Genomic DNA, 22980 nt, shown 5'->3' with positions numbered 1-22980 from the left:
CCGCCGTCCGATTCCGGGTCCGCCCCCGCGACGTACCCTGGAGTCATGAGCAGCGCCCCCGACCCCGAGCCCCGCGAGTCCGAGAAGCGGGATCCGAAGAAGCGTGACCCGAAGGCCGCGCTGATCTTCGACGATCCGCTGTCGGCCCAGTCCGCGGACGACACGGACCACGGGTGGGGCGACCGGCCGACGGCGTCCGACAACAGCGCCGCCGACCTGGCCCGCTTCCTCGACGAGAAGCCGCCCCACCACCTCTGATCCGCTACGGGGTGTTGTGCCCCGTGCCCCGCTGCGAGACGAGCGCGTCGCGGATCTCCTTGAGGACCTCCAGCTCGGAGACCTCGATCGTCTCCTGCGCGCCTTCCTTCTCGGCCTTCCGGGCCGCCGCCTTGGCCAGGTACTTGGCCATCGGCAGCACCATCAGGAAGTAGACCACCGCGGCGGTGATCACGAAGCTGAGGACGGCGCTGAGCACCGAGCCCCACATGATCGGGATGCCGCTCGTGGCCTCGCCCGCGGCGTTCACCGCGCACGGGCCCTTCAGACACGACTGGTAGTGGTCGAGGTCCTTGGTGCCGAACGCGCCCACCAGCGGATTGATCACGCCCTTGACCACGGAGTTCACCACATTGGTGAACGCGGCGCCGATGACGACCGCGACAGCGAGGTCGATCACGTTGCCACGGAGCAGGAAGGCCTTGAAGCCCTCCAGGAGACTTGTCTTTTCCTCGGTCACTCTCGAGCCCTTCTTGACAGGTGGGGGAGGGGTGCGAGACCCCCGCGTCACCTAAGTCGGGCTGTTCCGAGCATGTCCAATTCTGTACTCCGGACGAGTGACCACAGCGCAAGGCCGTCGCAATTGCGGGCCCGCTCACCACACCGTCACCGCCAACCGGGAGGCGGCACCCGCGCCCGCGAGCCGCGCGGCCGTCGCACGCTCCACCGACAGCACCACCAACGCCCCGCCGGCTTGCGCCAGTTCACCCGGACCGTCGGAGCGCGGCTCCTTCGGCACCGACGCGACCCGGGCCCCCGAGGCGAGAATCCGCACCCCCGGTACCCCGTCCGCCCGCGCGGCCACCACGTCGACCCGGTCGCCGGGCCGCAGCAACCGCACCGCCCCCGCGTCCGCGATCCGCACCGGCGCCGACACCCGTGGGGCGCTCGCCCGCTCGCCCGGCGGCGCCTGGGCCCGCTCGTGCCCGCGCCCCGCACCGGACGACGGCACCGCGGCCACCAGCGCCGCCGCGGTCAGGACGAGCCCGGCGGCGACGGCCGGCCGGTGCCGCCGACGCCCCGGGACGCCGGGCCGCCACCGCCCGCCGCGCACCCGCACGGGCGGGAACGGAGGGACCTCGGACGTCGGGGGCGTGCTGAACGGGGGCGTACGGAACTGGTACGGGTCGGGTGCAGCGGACACGGTCGTCACCGCCAGGTGATCGGAGCGGACCCCGAGGGGCCGAGCCGGGCACCGCGCCCGACTCGACGACCACGATCCGCCGCCGCGCAGGATCCCGCTGAGCCCCGTGTACTACCGAGCGGTTGTGAACAACTCCCTCACCCGAAGGGGGAGTTCCGCACCGTCGACGGAGACCCGGCCCGCGTCGACGGCACGATCCACCGGCTCACGGCAGCCGGATCCCCGGGTCCATCCCGCCGAGCGCCCCCGCGCACAGACAGTCCCGCTCCTCGCTCGTCGGCAGTCCCGCCACCGCGTCGAACAGCACGGTCCGCAGCCGGTCCACGTTCTGCGCGAACACCTTGAGCACCTCGTCGTGCGAGACGCCCTCACCGGTCTCGGCGCCCGCGTCCAGATCGGTGACGAGGGTCAACGACGTGTAGCAGAGCTCCAGTTCGCGGGCGAGCATCGCCTCGGGGTGCCCGGTCATGCCCACCACCGACCAGCCCATGGTGGCGTGCCACTTCGACTCGGCGCGCGTCGAGAAGCGCGGCCCCTCGACGACGACGAGCGTGCCGCCGTCCACCGGCTCCCAGTCCTTGCCGCGCGCCGCCTTCACCGCCACCTTGCGTCCCACGGGGCAGTACGGGTCGGCGGGCGAGACGTGCACGACGTTCGGCACGGTCCCGTCCGGCAGCGGATGCCCGTCGAAGTACGTCTGGACCCGCGACTTCGTACGGTCCACGAACTGGTCCGGCACCAGCAGCGTCCCCGGCCCGTACTCGGGACGGAGCCCGCCGACCGCGCACGGGCCGAGCACCTGACGCACGCCCACCGAGCGCAGCGCCCACAGATTGGCCCGGTAGTTGATGCGGTGCGGCGGCAGATGGTGCCCGCGGCCGTGCCGGGGCAGGAAGGCGACGCGACGCCCGGAGATCTCACCGAGGAAGAGCGAGTCGCTCGGCGGTCCGTAGGGGGTGTCCACCTGGACCTCGGTCACGTCGTCCAGGAACGAGTAGAAGCCGGATCCGCCGATCACGCCGATCTCGGCGCTGGTACTGGGGTTCGCGTTGGTCGCCATGGTCAGCACAGTAACCAAGGGCACCTACGCCGAAGACCCCGCCGTCGGATGACGACAGGGTCTCGTAAGACGTCTCGCGGAAGGTCGCGCCTAGGCGGCGGACGACGAGCTGGAGGAGCCGGAGGAGGCCGACGAAGACGACGACTTCGAGCCCGAGGACGAAGAGGACGAAGAGGTCGAAGAGGTCGACGGCTTCGCGTCCGAGGACGACTTCGTGTCCGAGGAGCCCGACTTCGAGGACGACGACGCCGGGCTGCTGCTCGACGACGAGCCACGGCTGTCGTTGCGGTAGAACCCGGAGCCCTTGAAGACGATTCCGACGGCCGAGAACACCTTCTTCAGGCGGCCACCGCAGTTGGGGCACTCGGTCAGGGCGTCATCGGTGAACTTCTGCACCGCCTCGAGGCCCTCGCCGCACTCGGTGCACTGGTACTGGTAAGTCGGCACTGTGTCTTCCTCCTGGCACTCTCACTCAATGAGTGCTAACGACGCTCCATAGTGGCCTATTCCACGGGATCAGTCCACTGCCACCGGCACTCGGTGACCCACACCACGTGCCACGGTCCGTCCCGCGGGCGGCGGTACGAGCCGAGAACGCAGCAGGAACATGAATCCCAGGGCGAGCACCGTGCCGCCCATCGGGACCAGGAATCCGGCCCCGTCCCAGAACCGGTCCTCCAATTGTCCGGCCACCGTCACGGCGGCCGCCTGACCGAGCGCGACCGCGCCGGTGAGCCAGGTGAAGGCCTCCGTGCGGGAGGTCGCGGGGACGATCTTCTCGACGAGCGTGTAGCCGGTGATCAGGGCCGGCGCGATGCAGACACCGACCAGCAGGCCGACCCCGGCGAGCACCACCACGGACTGCGCGGCCCACAGCCCGGAGGCGGTGACGGCGAGCGCCGTGTAGCCGACGAGGAGGCGGCGCTGCGGCGCGATCTTCCAGGCGACGGCGCCGCAGACCAGTCCGGACAGCATGTTGCCCGCGGCGAAGATCCCGTACAGGACGCCGTTCAGGCCGGGCTGCCCGATCGCCTCGGTGTAGGCGGCGAGCGAGACCTGCATGCCGCCGAAGACGGAGCCGATGCCCAGGAACGTGACGATCAGGACGCGCACACCGGGCACCCGCAGCGCGGAGGCGTGCTCCACGTGCGCGTGCGCGTGCTCGTCGAAACCGCTCACCGGGGGCTGGGTGCCCTTCTGGGCGGCGAACAGCAGACCGCCGACGAGTGTGAGCGCGGCCTCCGTGATCAGGCCCGCGGCCGGGTTGATGCCGGTGCACAGCGCGGTGGCGAACAGCGGGCCGAGCACGAACGTGAACTCGTCCGTGACCGACTCGAACGCCGCCGCGGTCTGCATCAGGGGCGAGCCCTGCAGCCGCACGCCCCAGCGGGCCCGCACCATGGGCCCGATCTGCGGTGTGGAGGCTCCGGTCGGCACGGCGGCCAGGAACAGCGTCCACGTGGGTGCGCCGGACAGGGCGAGCACGGTCAGCGTGGCTCCCGCCGCGGTGTGCACCAGGACGCCCGGCAGCAGGACGGCCCGCTGCCCGAAGCGGTCGGCCAGCTTGCCGCTGTAGGGCGCGAACAGCGCCATGGAGACACCGGTCGTCGCGGAGACCGCGCCCGCGGTGCCGTAGGAGCCGGTCGTGTGCTGCACGAGCAGCACGATCGAGATGGTCAGCATCGCGAACGGCTGACGAGCGGCGAAGCCGGGAAGCAGGAACGTCCAGGCGCCGCGGGTGCGCAGCAGCTGTCCGTAGCCCGGGCGCCGGGCCTGTCCGTTGTCGGGATCGGTGACCGTGGCCTTCTGTGGCACGGCCTTTGCCTTTCTGCCGCCTGGTAGTGCCCCCTTCCCGATCGGGGAAGGGGGCACCGAGAGCCGTCCTCATGCGCCGGTAACCGAGTGATACCTACGGTCCGCGCCAGGAGAGGCCCTGGCCAAGCAGATCAAGCACGTACGAGCAGTGCTGCAAGGGGACCGCGGCCGCTTTGCGGTCGCGCCGGCTCTACTTCAGGCAGAGTCGGTGAAACGTGGGTCTGGTAGGTCCCATGCTAACGGGAGGAGTCCGTTCCCGTGCCCAGCCAGCCGGCCAGCTTGCCGCCGTGGGCGACGGCCCGAAGACGTGCCTCGGCCGCGTCCCGTACGGGATCCGTGGCGACCACGAGCAGCTCGTCGCCGAGGCGCAGCACGGTCGTCGGGCCGGGCACGAAGGACTCCCCGTCGCGCACGACGAGGGTCACGGAGGCGCCCTTGGGCAGCCGCAGCTCCCCGACCTCGACGCCGTGCATCCGGGAGCCCTTGGGGATCGAGACGGACAGCAGATGGCCGCGCAGCCGCTCCAGGGGCGCCGACTCGATGCCGAGGTCGGCGGCCTCCGCGGAGTCGCCCAGCTTCAGTTTCCTGGCGAGCCACGGCAGCGTCGGCCCCTGGATGAGCGTGTAGACGACGACCAGGACGAAGACGATGTTGAAGATCCGCTGACTGTCGGCGATGCCGGTCACCATCGGGATGGTCGCCAGGATGATGGGCACCGCGCCGCGCAGGCCGGCCCACGACATGAGGGCCCTCTCCTGCCAGGGCCTGCGGAACGGCAGCATCGCCACCACCACCGACAGCGGTCGGGCCACGACGGTCAGCACGAGCCCGATGAGCAGCGCCGGCACGATGTCGTCGGCCAGCTCGTGCGGGGTCACCAGCAGGCCGAGCAGCACGAACATGCCGATCTGCGCGATCCAGCCGAGTCCTTCGGCGAACCCGCGCGTGGCAGGCCAGTGCGGCAGCTTCGCGTTGCCCATCACCATGGCGGCCAGGTAGACGGCGAGGAAGCCGCTGCCGTGGGCCATGGCGCCCGCGGCGTAGGCGACGGTGGCGATGGCCATCACGGCGATCGGGTAGAGGCCGGAGGCGGGCAGCGCGACGTGCCGCAGCCCGTAGGAGCCGAGCCACCCGACCGCGAGTCCTATTGCGGCACCGATCGCGAGCTCCAGGGCGATCTCGCCGATGAGCACGTACCAGTGCTCCACCGGTCCCGTGGCCGAGAACGCGACGACAAGGATGACGACAGGAGCGTCGTTGAAGCCGGACTCCGCCTCCAGGACGCCGGTCACGCGCGCGGGAAGCGGCACCTTGCGCAGGACGGAGAAGACGGCCGCCGCGTCCGTGGAGGACACCACGGCGCCGATGATCAGGGACTGCCGCCATTCCAGGCCCACCAGATAGTGGGCGCCCGCCGCCGTCACGCCCACGCTCACCGCGACGCCGACGAGCGACAGGGCGACGGCTGCCGGGAGCGCGGGTTTGATCTCCTTCCACTTCGTGCCGAGACCGCCCTCGGCCAGGATCACGACAAGAGCCGCGTATCCGATGACCTGGGTCAACTCGGCGTTGCTGAAGGAGACGTTGCCGATGCCGTCCTGGCCCATGGCGATACCGATGCCGAGGTACAGGAGCAGGCTGGGCAGCCCGCTGCGCGAGGAGATGCGCACCGCGGCGACCGCGATGAGCAGCACAAGAGCGCAGACGAGCAGGAGCTGGTTGAGGTGGTGGACAGTCAGGGGCCGTTCCTTCCGCGAGGAGACTTCGCAAGGGTGGATGTGGGGGAGTTACTTCGTTACCTTACCTAATCGTTAACGCTTTCTTGACGCTCGGGTCGTTCGACGGACCGCCTGTGGGTGCCTCCTTCCTGACTCCGCGTCCGGGCCCGCACCGCACTGCTCGTATGGTTGCTCCAGCCCGCCGCTAGCGAAGGACAGCAAGGATCGCGATGCCCTCCACTACGAACGCCTCTTCCGGCAGTAAGCCAGGAAAGAAGAAGGGGCGCCGAGCCCGACTGATCGTGATCGTCCTGGTGTTGGCCGTCATCGCAGGCATCGGATACGGCGCCTACTGGGGCGTCGACAGTGTCCGGGCCTCCTTGCCGCAGACCACGGGCTCCGTCGAACTCGACGGTCTCGACGGACAGGTGCAGGTCCGGAGGGACAGCTACGGCATCCCGCAGATCTACGCCTCCTCGGACGAGGACCTGTTCATGGCGCAGGGCTTCGTGCAGGCGCAGGACCGCTTCTACGAGATGGACGTGCGCCGCCACACGACCTCCGGCCGGCTCTCCGAGATGTTCGGCAAGAGCCAGGTCAAGACCGACGAGTTCCTGCGCACGCTCGGCTGGCACCGGGTGGCGCAGAAGGAGTACGACTCCAAGCTGTCGCCGGAGACCAAGAAGTATCTCCAGGCGTACTCCAAGGGAGTCAACGCCTACCTGGCGGGCAAGAGCGGCAAGCAGATCTCCGCCGAGTACGTCGCGCTCGGTCTCGAGAACGACTACAAGCCGCAGCAGTGGACGCCGGTCGACTCGGTGGCCTGGCTGAAGGCGATGGCCTGGGACCTGCGCGGCAACATGCAGGACGAGATCGACCGCTCCCTGATGCGCAGCCGCCTCGACCAGCGGCAGATCGACGATCTCTACCCCGAGTACCCGTACGACCGGAACAAGACGATCGTCCAGGAGGGCGGCTACAACAGCGCCACGAAGTCGTACGACCAGAGCGCGACGGGCACCACCGCGCAGTCGGGCACCGGCGGGGCGGCGGGCACCGGCCTGACGGGCGACGCGACGGCCCCCAGCGGCCTCCAGGGCCAGCTCGGCGGGCTCGCCGACGTCCTGGACCAGATCCCCGACTCCGCGGGCCTGGGACCGAACGGCAACGGCATCGGATCCAACTCCTGGGTCGTCGCCGGCAGCCACACCGTCAGCGGCAAGCCACTGCTCGCCAACGACCCGCACCTGGCGCCGCAACTGCCGTCGGTCTGGTACCAGATGGGCCTGCACTGCACGAGCGTGAGCCCCAAGTGCCAGTACGACGTGACGGGCTACACGTTCGCCGGCATGCCGGGCGTGGTCATCGGCCACAACCAGGACATCTCCTGGGGCCTGACCAACTCCGGCGTCGACGTCACGGACCTCTACCTGGAGAAGTTCAGCGGCGGCGGTTACCTGTACGACGACAAGACGCGGCCCTTCAAGACGCGCAAGGAAGTCATCAAGGTCGCGGGCGGCGATGACAAGACCATCACGGTCCGCGAGACCAACAACGGCCCGCTCCTGTCCGACCGCAACAGCGAACTGGTGAAGGTCGGCAAGAAGGCCTCCGTCGGCACCTCCGCGCCCGACCGCGGCGACGGCTACGGCGTCGCGCTGCGCTGGACCGCGCTGGAGCCCGGCAACACCATGGACGCCGTCTTCGAGATCGACAAGGCGAAGGACTGGAACGAGTTCGGCAAGGCCGCCACCGACTTCCAGGTGCCCTCGCAGAACCTCACGTACGCCGACACCAAGGGCAACATCGGCTACACGCTGCCCGGCCGGATCCCGACCCGCGGCGAGGGCGACGGCTCGCTGCCCTCGCCCGGCTGGGACTCGAAGTACCGCTGGACCGGGTACATCGATCAGGACGAGCTGCCCTCCGAGTACAACCCCAAGCGCGGCTACATCGTGACCGCCAACCAGGCCGTCGTCGGCAAGGACTACCCGTACACGCTCACCACGGACTGGGGCTACGGAACCCGCAGCCAGCGCATCACCGACCTGATCGAGTCGAAGATCAAGGACGGCGGCAAGATCTCGACCGACGACATGCGCACCATGCAGATGGACAACAGCAGCGAGATCGCGAAGCTGCTGGTGCCCTACCTGTTGAAGATCGACGTCAAGGACAAGGACGTCCGTGAGGCGCAGCAGCTCCTGGAGAACTGGGACTACACCCAGAACCCGGACTCGGCCGCGGCCGCCTACTTCAACTCGGTCTGGCGCAACATCCTGAAGCTCGCCTTCGGCAACAAGCTGCCCAAGGAGCTGCGCGTCGAGGGCCAGTGCCTCGTCGTCGACCCGGTCGACAACACCGGACCGGCCGACGAGGACCGCAAGGTCCGCGAGTGCGGCGAGCGGGACACCGACTCGGCGCAGCCGGACGGCGGCGACCGCTGGTTCCAGGTCGTCCGCAACATCCTCAAGGACGAGGACAACGCCTGGTGGAAGGCGCCCAAGTCCCGCACGGACTCGGCCACCCACAACCGTGACCAGCTGTTCGGGCGCGCCATGGAGGACGCCCGCTGGGACCTGACGGCCAAGCTCGGCAAGGACATCGACACCTGGAGCTGGGGCCGGCTGCACAAGCTGGAGCTCAAGAACCAGACGCTGGGCACGGCCGGGCCCGGCTGGCTGCAGTACGTGCTCAACCGCGGCCCCTGGAAGCTCGGCGGCGGCGAGGCGGCCGTCGACGCGACCGGCTGGAACGCGGCGGGCGGCTACGGAGTCGACTGGGTGCCGTCGATGCGCATGGTGGTCAACCTGGACGACCTGGACAAGTCCAAGTGGATCAACCTGACCGGCGCCTCGGGCCACACCTTCAGCTCGCACTACACGGATCAGACCGACAAGTGGGTCAAGGGCGAGCTGCTGCCGTGGCACTTCACCAAGAACGCCGTCGACGACAGCACGTCGGACTCGCTGGTGCTGAAGCCGTAGAACGACAGCGGTGACACCGAGAGGGGCCTCCACGCGCGCGTGCAGGCCCCTCTCGCGTACGCGCTACGCGAAGCGGGCGGTACCCGAGGGAGTCACCACCGCGTGCACGGCCTTGTCGTGCGCCTCCTCCGGGAGGTGCGCGACGACCTCACGGTCGTACAGCAGCACGACGAGCGCCGGATGCGCACCGGCGGCCGCGAGCCGTGCCAGCACCCTGTCGTACGAGCCTCCGCCCCGCCCGAGCCGCATCCCGCGCGCGTCCACGGCGAGCCCCGGCAGCAGCACCGCCTCCGCCTCCAGGACGGCGTCCGGGCCGAGCCGCTCGCCCCCCGGCTCCAACAGGGCCATCTTTCCCGGGTGCTGGACGCGGACGAGCGCGCCGGTTCCGTCGTACGTTCCCCAGTCCAGGTCGTTGTCGGGCAGCAGCACGGGCAGCAGAACCCGCGTCCCGCGCGCGCGGAGCGCGTCGAGGAGGGCCCCCGTCCCCGGCTCGTTGCCCACGGAGACGTACGCCGCGACCGTGCGCGCGGTCGCCAACTCGTCCAGATCGAGGGCCCGCCGGGCGAGGACCGTCTCCGTCTCCCGGACGTCATCCTCCGGCAACGCGTTCCTCACCGCGAGGAACTCCCGCCGCAATGTGCGCTTGTCAGGATGGGCGTCCCGCGCGTCACGTGTGTGTGGGCTCACAGCCGACTCACAAACCTCTCCTTATGCACGCATATATGTGCCAACAAAGCGGACCCACAGATTCCGCCCATTGTTGCCGGATATGGTGACGGACATGACTGACGCGCACACCAGGATCACCAAGGCTGTCATCCCCGCAGCGGGCCTCGGCACCCGGTTCCTGCCGGCCACCAAGGCGACTCCCAAGGAAATGCTCCCGGTCGTCGACAAGCCCGCGATCCAGTATGTCGTCGAGGAGGCCGCGTCCGCGGGCCTCGACGACGTGCTCATGATCACGGGTCGCAACAAGCGCCCCCTCGAGGACCACTTCGACCGCAACTACGAGCTGGAGTCGGCCCTTCAGAAGAAGGGCGACGCCGGCCGTCTCGCGAAGGTCCAGGAGTCCAGCGACCTCGCGACGATGCACTACGTCCGTCAGGGCGACCCCAGGGGCCTCGGTCACGCCGTCCTGTGCGCCGCGCCGCACGTGGGCCACGAGCCCTTCGCGGTCCTCCTCGGCGACGACCTGATCGACCCGCGTGACCCGCTGCTCGCGCGCATGGTCGAGGTCCAGGAGCAGTACGGCGGCAGCGTCATCGCGCTCATGGAGGTGGAGCCCTCCCAGATCCACCTCTACGGATGCGCCGCGGTACGGACCACCGAGGACGACGACGTCGTCAAGGTCACCGACCTCGTGGAGAAGCCGGACCCGGCCGACGCGCCCTCCAACTACGCGATCATCGGGCGCTACGTCCTCGACCCGAACATCTTCGACATACTGCGCAAGACCGAGCCGGGCCGCGGCGACGAGATCCAGCTCACCGACGCCCTGCAGAAGCTCGCCGCGGACGAGACCATCGGCGGCCCCGTGCACGGCGTCGTCTTCAAGGGCCGCCGCTATGACACCGGCGACCGGGGCGACTATCTGCGTGCCATTGTCAGACTCGCGTGCGAACGTGAAGACCTGGGCCCGGACTTCCGGTCCTGGCTTCGCAGTTACGTCACCGAGGAGATGTAGCACCTTGAGCAGCGCGACCCCGTCGTCAGTGTCGGCAGTGCAGTCCGAAGGCCACGGCCAGATCTGGTCGGTGGACGAGCATCTGGACGACATCCTCGCCACCGTCCAGCCCCTCGACCCCATCGAGCTGCAACTCCTCGACGCGCAGGGCTGCGTGCTGGTCGAGGACGTGACGGTGCCGGTCTCGCTGCCCCCCTTCGACAACAGCTCGATGGACGGCTACGCGGTGCGCGTCGCCGATGTGGCGGGCGCGAGCGAGGAGTTCCCCGCCGTCCTCACGGTGATCGGCGACGTCGCGGCGGGCCGGGTCGGCCCTGACGACCGGCTCACCGTCGGCCCCGGCCAGGCCGCCCGCATCATGACCGGCGCCCCGCTGCCGCCCGGCGCCGAGGCCGTCGTCCCCGTGGAGTGGACCGACGGAGGGCTCGGCGCGGGCCCGGTCGCCTCGATGTCCGCCCACAGCGCGTCCCCTGAGGGAGCCTCGGGAGAGGTCCGCGTCCACCGCCCCGCCGCCGCACGCGCGCACGTACGCGCGCAGGGCAGCGACGTACAGGCAGGCGACAAGGCGCTCACCACCGGCACCGTCCTCGGCCCGCCGCAGATCGCGCTGCTCGCCGCCATCGGCCGCGGCACCGTCCGCGTACGCCCGCGCCCGCGCGTGGTCGTCGTCTCCACCGGCAGCGAACTGGTCCAGCCCGGCGAGCAGTTGACCGAGGGCCAGATCTTCGACTCCAACAGCTTCGCGCTGACCGCCGCCGCCCGCGACGCCGGAGCCATCGCCTACCGGGTCGGCGCGGTCGCCGACGACGCCGAGACGCTCCGCTCCACCATCGAGGACCAGCTGATCCGCGCCGACCTGATCGTGACGACCGGCGGCGTGAGCGTCGGCGCGTACGACGTCGTCAAGGAAGCCCTCACCGCCGTCGGCGACCCGGACGAGGAAGGCGGCCTCGGCGCGGGCAGCGGTGTCGAGTTCCGCAAGCTCGCCATGCAGCCCGGCAAGCCGCAGGGCTTCGGCTCGGTCGGCCCCGACCACACCCCGCTGCTCGCCCTGCCGGGCAACCCGGTCTCCAGCTACGTCTCCTTCGAGCTGTTCGTCCGCCCCGCGGTCCGCACCCTGATGGGCCTGCCCGCCGAGTCCGTGCACCGCCCGACGGTCCGCGCGGCGCTCTCCACCGACAAGGCGCTGACCTCGCCGTCCGGCCGCCGCCAGTTCCTGCGCGGCGCGTACGACGCCGAGACGGGCCGGGTCGCCCCGGTCGGCGGCTCCGGCTCGCACCTCGTCGCGGCGCTCGCCCACGCGGACGCGCTGATCGTGGTGCCCGAGGACGTGACGTCGGTGGAGCCCGGCGCCGAGGTCGACGTGGTCCTGCTGGGCTGAGAGCCCGCCGTCGCGGGCTCGCGATACCGTGTCGCGCACAACAGTCCGGCGCGCCGCACCGCGCACGGCTCGGATCGGGAGCGGCACCAGGCCATGAGCACTTCGCAGGATCGACCCCAGGGGCTCACCCACATCGACGAGGCGGGCGCCGCCCGCATGGTCGATGTGTCGGAGAAGGACGTCACCGCCCGCACCGCGCGGGCCAGCGGACGAGTCCTCGTGTCGCCCCGCGTGGTGGAACTGCTGCGCGGCGAGGGCGTCCCCAAGGGCGACGCCCTCGCGACCGCGCGCATCGCCGGGATCATGGGCGCCAAGCGCACGCCCGACCTCATCCCGCTGTGCCACCCGCTCGCCGTCTCCGGGGTGAAGCTGGATCTGTCCGTGGCGGACGACGCCGTCGAGATCCTGGCCACCGTGAAGACGACGGACCGTACGGGCGTCGAGATGGAGGCCCTCACGGCCGTCTCGGTCGCCGCGCTCACCGTGGTCGACATGGTCAAGGCCGTCGACAAGGGCGCCGTCATCTCCGACGTCATGGTCGAGGAGAAGACGGGCGGCAAGTCGGGTGACTGGAGCCGGGCGTGACTCCGTCGGCCCGGTCGATCCTGGAGCGGCCCGTGCCGCCGGCGCCTCACGGGCGGGGTGGTGAGGTCTCGGTGGCGGCCGTCGGCCGGTGGTCCGTCCGCGCGCAGTTCCCCGCGCCCCTGACGCGGCGCACCTGTCCCAGCGGCGCCGGACAAGGCGAGACCGAGCAAGGAGCCCTCGCATGACCGACACCTATCGCGCCCTCGTCGTCACCGCCTCCAACCGGGCCGCCGCAGGCGTCTACGAGGACAAGGGCGGGCCGCTGATCGCCGCCGGGCTGAAGGAGATAGGCTTTCACGTCGAGGGGCCCCAGGTCGTCCCGGACGGGGATCCCGTCGAGGCCGCCCTCCGAGCCGCGGTCGAGGCGGCGTACGACGTCGTCGTCACCACCGGCGGCACCGGCATCTCGCCCACCGACCGCACCCCCGAGGCGACCGCCCGCGTCATCGACCACGACGTACCGGGCATCCCCGAGGCGATCCGCGCGTACGGCCGGGAGAAGGTGCCCACGGCCGCGCTCTCCCGTGGCCGGGCCGGGGTCGCCGGGCGCACACTGATCGTGAACCTCCCGGGTTCGAGCGGGGGAGTGAAGGACGGCCTCGCCGTCCTCGCGCCCCTCCTCACCCACGCCGTCGACCAGCTCCGCGGCGGCGACCATCCCAGATCCGATGCTGCCCACGCCGGGGGTGCGCACTGAACAGCCCGTCCTGGCCCGTCGTCCTGGCGGAGGGCGATGTCGTCCTCCGCCCCATAAGGCTGCGTGACCAGCGCCCCTGGCGCGAAGTGAACCGGCGCAACCGTGACTGGCTGCGCCCCTGGGAGGCGACGATCCCGCCGCCCACGCCGAGCGGTCCGATCACCCACCGCCCGACATACCGTCAAATGGTGCGCCATCTGCGCTCGGAGGCGAACGCGGGCCGGATGCTGCCCTTCGTCATCGAGTACCAGGGCCGCCTGGTCGGGCAGTTGACCGTCGCCGGGATCACCTGGGGATCGATGTGCTCGGGCCACGTCGGCTACTGGGTCGACCAGGCCGTCGCCGGGCGCGGGGTGATGCCGACGGCCGTCGCGCTCGCCGTGGACCACTGCTTCCGCACCGTGGGCCTGCACCGCATCGAGGTCTGCATTCGGCCGGAGAACGGGCCGAGCCGACGGGTCGTGGAGAAACTCGGATTCCGCGAGGAGGGCCTTCGTCCACGGTATCTTCACATCGACGGAGCCTGGCGCGATCATCTGGTCTTCGCGCTCACCGCCGAAGAGGTCCCGGAGGGCATCCTTCAGCGCCGGCGACGCGAGCAGCGCGGCAACGCCGCAGGTCCGGGTACACCCAATGCGGTGGATCCGGGAGCCTCCTCGAAATGAAATAAATGTTCGAAATTGATCGTCGGCGGACCGCTCGGGCCATTAAATTCGCGTCCCGATCGCGCAGTTGATCGCATCAGTCACAAAAAAAGTTCGGAATATCAGCCAGATCGTGCGACACACCGGCCCGATTGGCGGATCGCCTCACGCAATCCCCTCTACGGTGTGAGCGTGAGCAGCAGCGGCCTCATCTACGCAGTCATTGTCGGGGCCTGGGCCGCCTACTTGGTGCCGATGTGGCTCCGTAGGCAGGACGAGCTGAACGAAGCCCGTCCGACGGAACGCTTCAGCACCGCCATCCGGCTTCTCTCCGGTCGGGCGGGCATGGAGCGCCGATACGCCAAGGACCTGCAGGCGCGCTCGCCCGAGTCGGACGAGCGGCCCGGCGACCCGGCCGACCCGGACGTACCCACCGACCCGGTGGACGTCCGGGCCTTCGTCGTGTCCCCGGCCGAGGAACGGGCACCGTCCGTGGAGCGGCCGGTGGAGCGACCCGCCCCGGCCCCCGAACGGGGACGCACGGAACGGGCGCGAGAACCGGAACCGCAGGCGGCCAAGTCGCCCAAGCCCCGCCCCGCGCGCCCCACTTCCGCCTCCGCCGAGGCACAGGCGCGGGCCCGTCGCTCCAAGGTGCTCGCGCGCCGACGCCGTACGACCGTGCTGCTCTTCGCCGCCTTCACGGTCGGCGCGATCGTGGCCGGAGTCGGCGGCCTCGCGTTCCTGTGGGCACCCGCGGCCCCCGCCGTGCTGCTGAGCGCGTACATCGTCTACCTGCGCTCCCAGGAACGCCGCCGCTTCGCCTACGTCATGGACCGGCGCGGCGCCGAGGTCGCCGCGCAGCGTCTGCGCGAGCGCCAGCCGCGCAGGCGGCAGCCGGCCGCGGGACGCACCGCGGCCGAACACACCGAATACACCGAATACGCCGACAACGCGGAGGACGGACCAGGCGCCGAGGAGACGGCGACCGACCCCGGCCTCGAGGCGCTCGCCGCGGACCGGCGCGCGCTCGTCGAACAGACCGACCACGCCGAGTGGGTCGACCAGCAGCGCGAGCGGCAGCGCCGCCCCGGACCCGGCGACAGCTGGGACCCGGTGCCGGTCCCGCTGCCCACGTACGTGACCGCGCCGGTCGCCCCGCGCGCCGGCGGCGGCATCGACTACGGCGCCCCGGAGACCTGGAGCGCGGCCCGCTCCTCGGCGGTCGAGGAGACCGAGGCCGAGGAGCTGCCCGCCGCCGACGACGGACGCAGCGACGCACGCCGCGCCGCCTCCGCGCGCCGCTCGCGCGAGCGGGGCCGCACCCCGCTCTTCGACCAGTACGACGACGGCGTCGACGGACGGCCGCGCGCCGCCAACGAGTGAGCCGGGCGCCTCGAAGGCGCCCGGCTGACCAGCTCGGGAACGGATTTCCAAGCACCCCGATCGGGGTGCTAGAGTTTCACTCGTTGCAAGGGCCTGTGGCGCAGTCCGGTAGCGCACCTCGTTCGCATCGAGGGGGCCAGGGGTTCGAATCCCCTCAGGTCCACTGCAATGAGAACCCCGCTGGGAAACCAGCGGGGTTCTTGCTTTTCCCGGGACCCCCGGAGGGGTCACAGCGCCTTCGCGTAACAGCGGCTCAGGTCCTCGAAGCGGTAGTGGCCGAACTTGGCGCAGGGCTCGTAACCGCTCGACAGGTAGAGGGCTATGGCCTCGGGCTGCTTGGTGCCCGTCTCCAGGACCATGCGGACACGGCCCGCCGCGCGGGCGTCCTCCTCCAGGGCCGCCAGGATGCGACGGGCGAGGCCGAGGCCGCGGGCCTCGGGGGTGACGTACATGCGCTTGAGCTCGGCGTCGCCGTCCGCGTACTCCTCCGCGTTCTTGTCCTGGGTGCGCCAGCCTCCTGTCGCGAGCGGGGTGCCCGCGGCGTCGTACGCGATCAGGTAGAGCCCCCGCGGGGCGTCGAACATCGTGGGGTCGAGGGGTGTGACGTCGCCCTCGTCGCCGTAGCGCTCCGCGTATTCGAGCTGGACGCGGTCGTTCAGCGCGATCGCGTCGGGGTGACCGAAGGAGACCGGGTGCAGGGTGATCGCCGGGGCGGCGGTGGACGACAGGGGCTGGATACTCATGCGTTCTATCGTATCTCTATGCTGACGGTTGCGGCTGACTGTCACAGTGTGCCGGTACCGTGGCCGGGTGCTGACTGTGACCTCTGTGAATGTGAACGGGCTGCGGGCCGCGGCCAAGAAGGGCTTCGTGGAGTGGCTCGCCGAGACCTCCGCCGACGTGCTGTGCCTGCAGGAGGTGCGCGCCGAGCCGCAGCAGCTGCCGGACGAGGTCCGCGACCCCGAGGGCTGGCACGTCGTGCACGCTCCCGCCGGGGCCAAGGGGCGGGCCGGTGTCTCCCTCTATACGCGGCGCGAGCCCGAGCGGGTGCAGGTCGGGTTCGGGTCGGCCGAGTTCGACGGCAGTGGCCGGTACGTGGAGGTCGACCTGCCGGGTGTCACCGTCGCCTCCCTCTATCTGCCCTCCGGTGAGGTCGGGACCGAGCGGCAGGACGAGAAGATCCGGTTCATGGGGGAGTTCCTCGCGTACCTGAAGGAGCTGCGCGAGCGCGCCGCCGCCGAGGGGCGCGAGGTCGTCGTCTGCGGCGACTGGAACATCGCCCACCAGGAGGCCGACCTGAAGAACTGGAAGGGCAACAAGAAGAACTCCGGGTTCCTGCCCGAGGAGCGGGAGTGGCTCGGCCGGGTCTTCGACGCGACCGACGGCGGCTACGTCGACGTGGTGCGCGCCCTGCACCCGGACGTCGAGGGGCCGTACTCGTGGTGGTCCTACCGGGGGCGGGCTTTCGACAATGACACGGGATGGAGGATTGACCTGATCGTGTCAACTCCTGGGCTTGCCGGTCGCGCCCGGAAGGCCTTTGTCGAGCGCGCCGCCACACATGACGAACGGTGGTCGGATCACGCACCTGTCACGGCGGTCTTCGAGCGCTAGCGTGAAGTGCGGGGCGCGCTCGAACGCGCCCCGCATCGGATCCCGCCCCGTCAAGCGGGCAGAGGTTTCGTCCCCATCGTGAACGTCAGGCGCGACGTGTCCGGTCCTGCGAGTCGCTCCGCGCCGCCGCAGCGGCCTTTGGAGACGGTGACTCGCACTTCGGCGGCCAGCAACTCTGAGCGGCTCACCGGCCCGCGCGTGCCGGTCGCTGTGCGATAGCGGTCGAGTACGTAGTCCTCCAGCCAGTCCGACCGCATGGCGGCCGCCGCCGGGCACCTCATGCCCTTTGCCGGGGCGGCGCAGACGTAGTCGCCGTACAGGTAGGACGTGCGTGCCCTGTAGTACATGCGACCACCACAGGCCGCGCAGTGCGCGAGGCGTGTCAGAAGCGCGGAAGTCGGGCGGCGCTCGCCTCTCGTTCCGTTGGACCGGGCCTTCAGGAGGGCCTGGAGGTCATCGAACTCGTCCTCGCTCAGCACCGGTTCGCCGATGAGGACCGGGTGGCCGTCCTCGTCGAGAACGGTCTGTCCCCGGTGGACTCGGTGCCCCATCAGGGATGGCGAACGCAGGACCTTTGACAGGGTTCCCGATGTCCACCGGAATCGGTCGAAGGAGTGTCCGTGCCGGATGCCACCGGTGGCCCGCCCTTGAAGCGGCGCGTGCCGGTCACGAGGGACGAGAACTTCCTCGTCGTTGAGCCGCCGGGCGATCGCCGTCAGGGAATGCCCTGCCTGAGCCTGCTCGACGATGGCGCGCACGAGCGCGGCGGCCTCTGGGGCCGGGGCGAGACACCAGCCCGCCCCGGAGGGGTGCGGTACCCGAACGGCACGAGGCCCCCGCCATAGCGGCCGGCCGCGCGCGACGCCCCGTGGGTGCCGGTGAGCCGGGAGGAGATCGTGCGAGATTCCTGCTCGGCGGCGTAGGCCAGGTCCATGGCGCGGCGGACGGTGCGGCCGTCCGCCTGGGGAGTGATGGTCAATGGCTCCGGCTCATCGGGCAGTCCGAAGACGAGGGTGACGGCCTGCTCGCATCCCCAAGCAATCAACTCGGACATGTGCGCGACAGATCGCACGGCGCGGTCGACGTGTGACCAGATGACGGCGTCGTAGCTGTCCGGGCGGCGGAGCCACGGCCCCAGGGCGGGGCGGCCGAAGGGGGACGTCGCGCGTGCGGAGACGCCGAGGTCGGCGGCCTCGCCGATCAGGGAGAACCCGATGTGGGCGGAGAGGGTGTGGACGGTCGCACGTTGCCTGGCGGGTGATGTCGTCACCTTGGTGACATGGCTGAGTCGTACGGCGCCGAGTGCGCGCCCGCACCCGGAATGGCTACGCTTGGGCATGTTGGCACTCCCAGAAGTGTTGGCCATGCCCCGGGGCTGGTAGGACAGCCGCCGGGGTGTTTCGCGCCAACTCTCTTATCAGGAACGGGAATTCGTGCCCCAGGCGGAGGTAGATCCTTCGAACGGGTGACGGCATTCCTCAGTCGCGTGGGCTGAGCCTGCGGTCCAGGGCCATCGACAGTTCCGCCTCCACCACCGACTTGGCGAGTGGGCGCAGGCGTTGGACGTCCGTGTCCGTGCCGTGGGCGAGGACCAGGTCGTGGAAGAGGGTGGCCAGGGCGTTCGCGTGTTCGCGGACCGTCTTCGCCGCCGCGAGGACCTCGGCGAGCGGGATGCCCTCGCGGACCAGGGCCGCCGACACGTCCAGCAGGCGGCGGCTGATGTGCACGATCTCCTCGCCGTCGGTGCCCAGGTAGCCGAGGTCCAGGGCGGCCTGGAGGTTCTCCGGGGTCACGTCGTCGGCGAAGTGGTCGGCCAGTTCGGTGGCGGTCAGGCGGACCGGGATCTCCTCGGTGGGTTCGCCGAGGCCGAGGAGTTCGGCGACGTCGCGGCCGCGGTCGAAGGCCTCGGAGAGCTCCGCGATGCCGTTGAGGGTGTGGCCGCGCTCCAGGAGCTGGGCGATCGTCTGCAGGCGGGCCAGGTGCGTGTCGTCGTACCAGGCGATGCGGCCCTCGCGGCGCGGGGGCCTGATGAGGCCGCGCTCGCGGTAGAAGCGCACGGTGCGCACCGTGATGCCGGCCGCCTCGGCCAGTTCCTCCATGCGGTATTCGCGCTTCTCGCCGGGTTCCGTCGCTTGGTTCGCCACGGCAGGAACCCTATGTCGTACCGCTGGTAACTTTCCTCGGGCCAACCCCTACCGCTCGGTATGTTGCTGCTCTACCCTCCTGACTGTGCCAGTGTTCACTGGCAGAGTCGCGCGGCTAGGGAGGCGCAGGGATGACCGAGCGCGAGCACGAGCACGTACGGGTGGCGGTGATCGGATCCGGGTTCGGCGGGCTCGGCGCGGCCGTCAGGCTGCGTCGTGAGGGCGTCACCGACTTCGTGGTCCTGGAGCGCGCCGACGCGGTCGGTGGCACCTGGCGGGACAACAGCTACCCGGGGTGCGCCTGCGACGTGCCGTCCCACCTGTACTCGTTCTCCTTCGCCCCGAACCCGGACTGGCCACGGACCTTCTCCGGGCAGGAGCGCATCCAGGAGTACCTGGAGCAGGTCGCCGACACCTTCCGGCTGCGCCCGCACATTCGCCTCAACTCCGAGGTGAAGCAGGCGCGTTGGGACGGCGAGAAGCTGTGGTGGGAGATCGAGACCGCGAGCGGCACGCTCACCGCCGACGTCGTCGTCTCCGCCACCGGGCCGCTCTCCGACCCGAAGGTCCCGGACATCAAGGGGCTCGACGGCTTCCGGGGGAAGGTCTTCCACTCCGCCCGCTGGGACCACGACTACGACCTTCGGGGCAAGCGCGTCGCCATGATAGGGACGGGCGCGTCGGCCATCCAGATCGTGCCGGCCGTCCAGAAGGAGGTCGGGCGGCTCACCCTCTTCCAGCGCACGCCCCCGTGGGTCATGCCGCGCGCCGACCGCGCCATCACCAAGGCCGAGCGCTGGCTGCACCGCCAGCTGCCGTTCACCACGCAGGCCCGGCGCGGACTGCTGTGGGGGATACGGGAGTTGCAGGTCCAGGCGTTCACCAAGCGGCCGAATGAGCTCGGCATGGTCGAGCAGCTCGCCAAGCGGAACATGTACCGGGCGATCAAGGACCCGGCGCTGCGGGCCAAGCTCACGCCCGACTACCGCATCGGCTGCAAGCGCATCCTGCTGTCGAACGCCTACTACCCCGCGCTCGCGCAGCCGAATGTGGACGTCGTCGCGTCCGGGCTGAGCGAGATCCGCGGGAACACGCTCGTCGCCGCCGACGGCACCGAGGCCGAGGTCGACGCGATCGTCTTCGGCACCGGGTTCCACGTCACGGACATGCCGATCGCCGAGCGGGTCGTCGGTGCCGGGGGCGTCAGCCTCGCCGAGAGCTGGAAGGGCGGGATGGCGGCGCTGCGCGGGGCCACGGCCGCGGGCTTCCCGAACTTCATGACGATCATCGGGCCGAACACCGGGCTCGGGAACTCCTCGATGATCCTGATGATCGAGTCGCAGCTGAACTACATGGCCGACTACATGCGGCAGTTGAACGTGCTCGGTGGCCGCGTCGCTCTCACGCCGCGCGAGACCGCCGTCAACGGGTGGAACAACCGCGTGCAGGACCGGATGCGGCGCACCGTGTGGAACACCGGTGGCTGCGACAGCTGGTACCTGGACGAGAACGGGCGCAACACGACGGTGTGGCCCGGCACGACGACCGAGTTCCGGCAGGCCACACGGCATGTGGACGTGGGGGAGTACGAGGTGGTGCGGCCGCCCGTCGATGCTTCCTCCGCCGAGCGCCGTACGAAGAAGAAGACGGAGGTGAGTGCCGCGTGAGCCGCCTCATGCATGTGCGGACCGGGCCCCACGCGCCGCCCGTCGCCGCCGACGAGCTGACCGTGACCTCGGCGGACGGCGCCCGGCTGCACGTCGAGGTGCACGGCCCCGCCGACGGGCCCGCCGTCGTGCTCGCGCACGGCTGGACCTGCTCGATCGCCTTCTGGGCGGCGCAGGTGCGCGCCCTCGCCACCGATCACCGGGTGATCGTGTACGACCAGCGGGGGCACGGGCGCAGCCCCGCCTCCGCTCAACTTCCCTACACCACTGACATGTTGGCCGACGATCTGGAGGCCGTGCTCACCGCGACGCTCGCGCCGGGGCAGGAAGCCGTGCTCGTCGGGCACTCCATGGGGGCCATGACGCTGATGGCCGCCGCGGGGCGCGCGAAGCTCACGGAGCACGCCGCCGCCGTCCTGCTGTGCAGCACCGGCAGTTCGCGGCTGGTCGACGAGTCGACCGTGGTGCCGCTGCTGCGGGCGAGCGGGCTGCGGACGCGGCTGACCCGGGCGATCCTCGGTTCCAGGGCGCCGCTCGGTCCGGTCACTCCGGTCGCCCGGCGGATCCTCAAGTACGGGACGATGGGCCCGGGTTCGTCGCCCGACAAGGTCGAGGCGTGCGCGCGGATCGTGCACGCGTGTCCGCGCGGGGTCCGGTACGGCTGGTCGCAGGTGCTCGAACACCTCCAGGTCGACCAGGGCGTACGGGATCTGGCGATGCCGGTGGCCGTGCTCGGCGGGACCGCCGACCGGCTCACCCCGGTCGTGCACGCCCGGCGGATAGCCTCCGAGCTGCCGAACTGCGTGGGCCTGACCGAGCTGCCGGGGCTCGGTCACATGACGCCGATCGAGGCGCCGGACGCGGTCACCGCGAGGATCCGTGAACTGTCCGACGCATACATCAAGGTGAAGGGGGCCGATGCCGCATGAGCAAGGTCAGTCTCGAAGGTCAGGTCGCGGTCGTCACGGGTGCGGCGCGCGGGGTCGGTGAGCTGCTCGCCCGGAAGCTGTCGGCGCGCGGCGCCAAGATCGCGCTGGTCGGGCTGGAGCCGGACGAGTTGAAGCAGGTCGCGGGGCGGCTGCACTCCGACGCCGACTGGTGGCACGCCGATGTCACCGACCATGTGGCGATGGCGCGGGTCGCGCAGCAGGTGAAGGACCGGTTCGGGAAGGTCGACATCGTCGTGGCCAACGCCGGTGTGGCCACCGGCGGTCCGTTCGTGGACTCCGACCCCGTCGCCTGGCGCCGTGTCATCGAGGTCAACCTCATCGGGTCGGCCGTCACCGCCCGCGCCTTCCTGCCCGTACTCATGGAATCGCGCGGCTACTTGCTGCAGATCGCCTCGCTCGCCGCGATCACCCCGGCGCCGATGATGAGCGCGTACTGCGCGTCCAAGTCGGGTGTCGAGGCGTACGCGCACAGCCTGCGGGCCGAGGTCGGCTACAAGGGTGTCCAGGTGGGTGTCGGTTATCTGTCGTGGACCGACACCGACATGGTGCGCGGTGCCGACCAGGACGACGTGATGCGCGAGCTGCGTCAGCGGCTGCCGTGGCCGTCGAACAAGACGTATCCGCTGGGCCCGGCCGTCGACCGGATCGTGGACGGCATCGAGCGGCGGTCCTCGCACGTGTACGCGCAGTGGTGGCTGCGCGGCATGCAGGGCATCCGCGGGTACCTGCCCGCGCTCATCGGGACCGTCGGGCAGCGCGAGATGCGCCGCTTCGAGGGGCGGCTCGGCAGCGTCTCGAAGGGACTGGTCGGGGCCGGTGGGGCCGCCGACGAATCGGTACGAGGTCGCTGACCTGCGCTTTTTACGCCCCTGCACGGTCGGTCACTGATCGAAATGCGGCATATGTTCCGCCGTGTCAGTCTGGTCGAGGCCCGATCCCCTCACCCACCAACGGGAGTGAACAAGCATGGGCATCATGGACCAGTTCAAGGACAAGGCCGACCAGCTCCAGGACCAGGCGAAGGAGAAGTTCGGCGGCGCCAAGGACGAGGCGAGCGAGCGCGCTCAGCAGGGTCAGGACCAGGCGAGCGAGCGTGCTCAGCAGGGTCAGGACGAAGTGGGCGACCGTGCTCAGCAGGCCCAGGAGAAGTTCCAGCAGGACTCCTGACCTCCGAGTCCGTCCCGAGCGCTCCTTGAGCGCATCGTGACCTGAGCCCCACCCGGTCTCCGGG

Annotated in this window: 24 protein-coding genes and 1 tRNA gene; 14 read left to right on the top strand and 11 right to left on the bottom strand. The window is 70.5% G+C overall.

From position 1 onward, the window contains the following. The first annotated feature begins 45 nt into the window (after positions 1–45). Complete coding sequence (locus B072_RS0110490) at positions 46–258, top strand: hypothetical protein (protein ID WP_018529893.1); 213 nt, start codon at positions 46–48, stop codon at positions 256–258. A 4-nt stretch (positions 259–262) separates the two neighbouring features. Here B072_RS0110490 and mscL read toward each other — a convergent pair whose 3' ends face one another. The 6 genes from mscL to B072_RS0110460 form a co-directional block, all read right to left on the bottom strand. Beyond that, complete coding sequence (gene mscL / locus B072_RS0110485; protein ID WP_018529892.1) at positions 263–736, bottom strand: large conductance mechanosensitive channel protein MscL; 474 nt, start codon at positions 734–736, stop codon at positions 263–265. Positions 737–871: 135 nt separating this feature from the next. Further along, complete coding sequence (locus B072_RS0110480; RefSeq protein ID WP_161234327.1) at positions 872–1420, bottom strand: RcpC/CpaB family pilus assembly protein; 549 nt, start codon at positions 1418–1420, stop codon at positions 872–874. A 205-nt stretch (positions 1421–1625) separates the two neighbouring features. Then, a complete protein-coding gene (locus B072_RS0110475; protein ID WP_026245663.1) occupies positions 1626–2480 on the bottom strand; it encodes an S-methyl-5'-thioadenosine phosphorylase in 855 nt (284 codons plus the stop codon). A 90-nt stretch (positions 2481–2570) separates the two neighbouring features. After that, positions 2571–2927 (bottom strand): FmdB family zinc ribbon protein, encoded by a 357-nt coding sequence (locus B072_RS0110470; protein WP_018529889.1) that lies wholly within the window; start codon positions 2925–2927, stop codon positions 2571–2573. A gap of 69 nt (positions 2928–2996) precedes the next feature. Beyond that, the gene (locus B072_RS0110465; protein ID WP_018529888.1) at positions 2997–4295 is read right to left on the bottom strand and encodes an MFS transporter; all 1299 of its coding nucleotides are present in this window, start codon (positions 4293–4295) and stop codon (positions 2997–2999) included. 236 nt (positions 4296–4531) lie between these two features. After that, positions 4532–6073 (bottom strand): potassium/proton antiporter, encoded by a 1542-nt coding sequence (locus tag B072_RS0110460; RefSeq protein WP_026245662.1) that lies wholly within the window; start codon positions 6071–6073, stop codon positions 4532–4534. 170 nt (positions 6074–6243) lie between these two features. Here B072_RS0110460 and B072_RS0110455 point away from each other — a divergent pair, with 170 nt between their 5' ends. After that, complete coding sequence (locus tag B072_RS0110455) at positions 6244–9000, top strand: penicillin acylase family protein (protein WP_026245661.1); 2757 nt, start codon at positions 6244–6246, stop codon at positions 8998–9000. Positions 9001–9063: 63 nt separating this feature from the next. Here B072_RS0110455 and B072_RS0110450 read toward each other — a convergent pair whose 3' ends face one another. Beyond that, complete coding sequence (locus B072_RS0110450; RefSeq protein WP_051127144.1) at positions 9064–9636, bottom strand: 5-formyltetrahydrofolate cyclo-ligase; 573 nt, start codon at positions 9634–9636, stop codon at positions 9064–9066. 145 nt (positions 9637–9781) lie between these two features. On the opposite strand from B072_RS0110450, the gene galU reads away from it, so the two are divergent. The 7 genes from galU to B072_RS0110415 all read left to right on the top strand — a co-directional run bounded on the left by galU (position 9782) and on the right by B072_RS0110415 (position 15537). Continuing rightward, entirely contained in the window at positions 9782–10684 is a 903-nt protein-coding gene (gene galU / locus B072_RS0110445; RefSeq protein WP_026245660.1) for a UTP--glucose-1-phosphate uridylyltransferase GalU, read from the top strand. A gap of 37 nt (positions 10685–10721) precedes the next feature. Next, positions 10722–12065 (top strand): gephyrin-like molybdotransferase Glp, encoded by a 1344-nt coding sequence (gene glp / locus B072_RS0110440; protein WP_018529883.1) that lies wholly within the window; start codon positions 10722–10724, stop codon positions 12063–12065. 93 nt (positions 12066–12158) lie between these two features. After that, positions 12159–12650: a cyclic pyranopterin monophosphate synthase MoaC gene (gene moaC, locus B072_RS0110435; RefSeq protein ID WP_018529882.1), complete on the top strand. Its 492-nt coding sequence runs from the start codon at positions 12159–12161 to the stop codon at positions 12648–12650. A gap of 181 nt (positions 12651–12831) precedes the next feature. Beyond that, positions 12832–13347, top strand: coding sequence for a MogA/MoaB family molybdenum cofactor biosynthesis protein (locus B072_RS0110430; RefSeq protein WP_018529881.1), 516 nt, complete (start codon positions 12832–12834; stop codon positions 13345–13347). Next, positions 13344–14012, top strand: a complete 669-nt coding sequence (locus tag B072_RS0110425; RefSeq protein ID WP_043243681.1) for a GNAT family N-acetyltransferase — start codon at positions 13344–13346, stop codon at positions 14010–14012. Before B072_RS0110430 ends, B072_RS0110425 begins: the two co-directional genes overlap by 4 nt. Positions 14013–14183: 171 nt before the next feature. After that, positions 14184–15374 carry a hypothetical protein gene (locus B072_RS0110420; protein ID WP_018529879.1) on the top strand — a complete coding sequence of 397 codons (1191 nt, stop codon included), beginning with the start codon at positions 14184–14186 and terminating at the stop codon, positions 15372–15374. A gap of 89 nt (positions 15375–15463) precedes the next feature. Next, a tRNA-Ala gene (locus tag B072_RS0110415) sits at positions 15464–15537 on the top strand. A 64-nt stretch (positions 15538–15601) separates the two neighbouring features. Here the strand turns inward: B072_RS0110415 and B072_RS0110410 are convergent. Beyond that, a complete protein-coding gene (locus tag B072_RS0110410) occupies positions 15602–16117 on the bottom strand; it encodes a GNAT family N-acetyltransferase (protein ID WP_018529878.1) in 516 nt (171 codons plus the stop codon). 46 nt (positions 16118–16163) lie between these two features. Here B072_RS0110410 and B072_RS0110405 point away from each other — a divergent pair, with 46 nt between their 5' ends. Continuing rightward, positions 16164–16988 (top strand): exodeoxyribonuclease III, encoded by an 825-nt coding sequence (locus B072_RS0110405; protein WP_063746437.1) that lies wholly within the window; start codon positions 16164–16166, stop codon positions 16986–16988. A 50-nt stretch (positions 16989–17038) separates the two neighbouring features. Here B072_RS0110405 and B072_RS49075 read toward each other — a convergent pair whose 3' ends face one another. The 3 genes from B072_RS49075 to B072_RS0110395 all read right to left on the bottom strand — a co-directional run bounded on the left by B072_RS49075 (position 17039) and on the right by B072_RS0110395 (position 19087). Beyond that, on the bottom strand, positions 17039–17746 hold the full coding sequence (locus B072_RS49075; protein ID WP_234018832.1) for a recombinase family protein: 708 nt from the start codon (positions 17744–17746) through the stop codon (positions 17039–17041). Continuing rightward, positions 17704–18327, bottom strand: a complete 624-nt coding sequence (locus tag B072_RS49070; protein ID WP_234018831.1) for a recombinase family protein — start codon at positions 18325–18327, stop codon at positions 17704–17706. Before B072_RS49070 ends, B072_RS49075 begins: the two co-directional genes overlap by 43 nt. Positions 18328–18466: 139 nt before the next feature. After that, the gene (locus tag B072_RS0110395; protein ID WP_051127149.1) at positions 18467–19087 is read right to left on the bottom strand and encodes a MerR family transcriptional regulator; all 621 of its coding nucleotides are present in this window, start codon (positions 19085–19087) and stop codon (positions 18467–18469) included. 176 nt (positions 19088–19263) lie between these two features. Between B072_RS0110395 and B072_RS0110390 the strand changes: the two genes are divergently transcribed. From B072_RS0110390 to B072_RS0110375, 4 genes are all read left to right on the top strand, one after another. Next, positions 19264–20799, top strand: coding sequence for a flavin-containing monooxygenase (locus tag B072_RS0110390; RefSeq protein ID WP_018529875.1), 1536 nt, complete (start codon positions 19264–19266; stop codon positions 20797–20799). After that, positions 20796–21728 carry an alpha/beta fold hydrolase gene (locus B072_RS0110385; RefSeq protein ID WP_018529874.1) on the top strand — a complete coding sequence of 311 codons (933 nt, stop codon included), beginning with the start codon at positions 20796–20798 and terminating at the stop codon, positions 21726–21728. Before B072_RS0110390 ends, B072_RS0110385 begins: the two co-directional genes overlap by 4 nt. Next, on the top strand, positions 21725–22600 hold the full coding sequence (locus B072_RS0110380; RefSeq protein ID WP_018529873.1) for an SDR family oxidoreductase: 876 nt from the start codon (positions 21725–21727) through the stop codon (positions 22598–22600). Before B072_RS0110385 ends, B072_RS0110380 begins: the two co-directional genes overlap by 4 nt. A 115-nt stretch (positions 22601–22715) precedes the next feature. Then, on the top strand, positions 22716–22916 hold the full coding sequence (locus B072_RS0110375) for a hypothetical protein (RefSeq protein ID WP_018529872.1): 201 nt from the start codon (positions 22716–22718) through the stop codon (positions 22914–22916). Positions 22917–22980: the final 64 nt, after the last annotated feature.

The sequence above is a fragment of the Streptomyces sp. HmicA12 genome (genome assembly GCF_000373565.1).
Classification (GTDB): domain Bacteria; phylum Actinomycetota; class Actinomycetes; order Streptomycetales; family Streptomycetaceae; genus Streptomyces.
This window is presented reverse-complemented; position numbering and strand designations above follow the sequence as displayed.

Coding starts and splice junctions, on each gene's coding strand:
- B072_RS0110375 (WP_018529872.1), top strand. CDS start 22,716: ATGGGCATCATGGACCAGTTCAAGGACAAGGCCGACCAGCTCCAGGAC.
- galU (WP_026245660.1), top strand. CDS start 9,782: ATGACTGACGCGCACACCAGGATCACCAAGGCTGTCATCCCCGCAGCG.
- B072_RS0110475 (WP_026245663.1), bottom strand. CDS start 2,480: ATGGCGACCAACGCGAACCCCAGTACCAGCGCCGAGATCGGCGTGATC.
- B072_RS0110455 (WP_026245661.1), top strand. CDS start 6,244: ATGCCCTCCACTACGAACGCCTCTTCCGGCAGTAAGCCAGGAAAGAAG.
- B072_RS0110410 (WP_018529878.1), bottom strand. CDS start 16,117: ATGAGTATCCAGCCCCTGTCGTCCACCGCCGCCCCGGCGATCACCCTG.
- B072_RS0110380 (WP_018529873.1), top strand. CDS start 21,725: ATGAGCAAGGTCAGTCTCGAAGGTCAGGTCGCGGTCGTCACGGGTGCG.
- B072_RS49070 (WP_234018831.1), bottom strand. CDS start 18,327: ATGCCCAAGCGTAGCCATTCCGGGTGCGGGCGCGCACTCGGCGCCGTA.
- moaC (WP_018529882.1), top strand. CDS start 12,159: ATGAGCACTTCGCAGGATCGACCCCAGGGGCTCACCCACATCGACGAG.
- B072_RS0110395 (WP_051127149.1), bottom strand. CDS start 19,087: ATGGAGGAACTGGCCGAGGCGGCCGGCATCACGGTGCGCACCGTGCGC.
- B072_RS0110430 (WP_018529881.1), top strand. CDS start 12,832: ATGACCGACACCTATCGCGCCCTCGTCGTCACCGCCTCCAACCGGGCC.
- B072_RS0110490 (WP_018529893.1), top strand. CDS start 46: ATGAGCAGCGCCCCCGACCCCGAGCCCCGCGAGTCCGAGAAGCGGGAT.
- B072_RS0110390 (WP_018529875.1), top strand. CDS start 19,264: ATGACCGAGCGCGAGCACGAGCACGTACGGGTGGCGGTGATCGGATCC.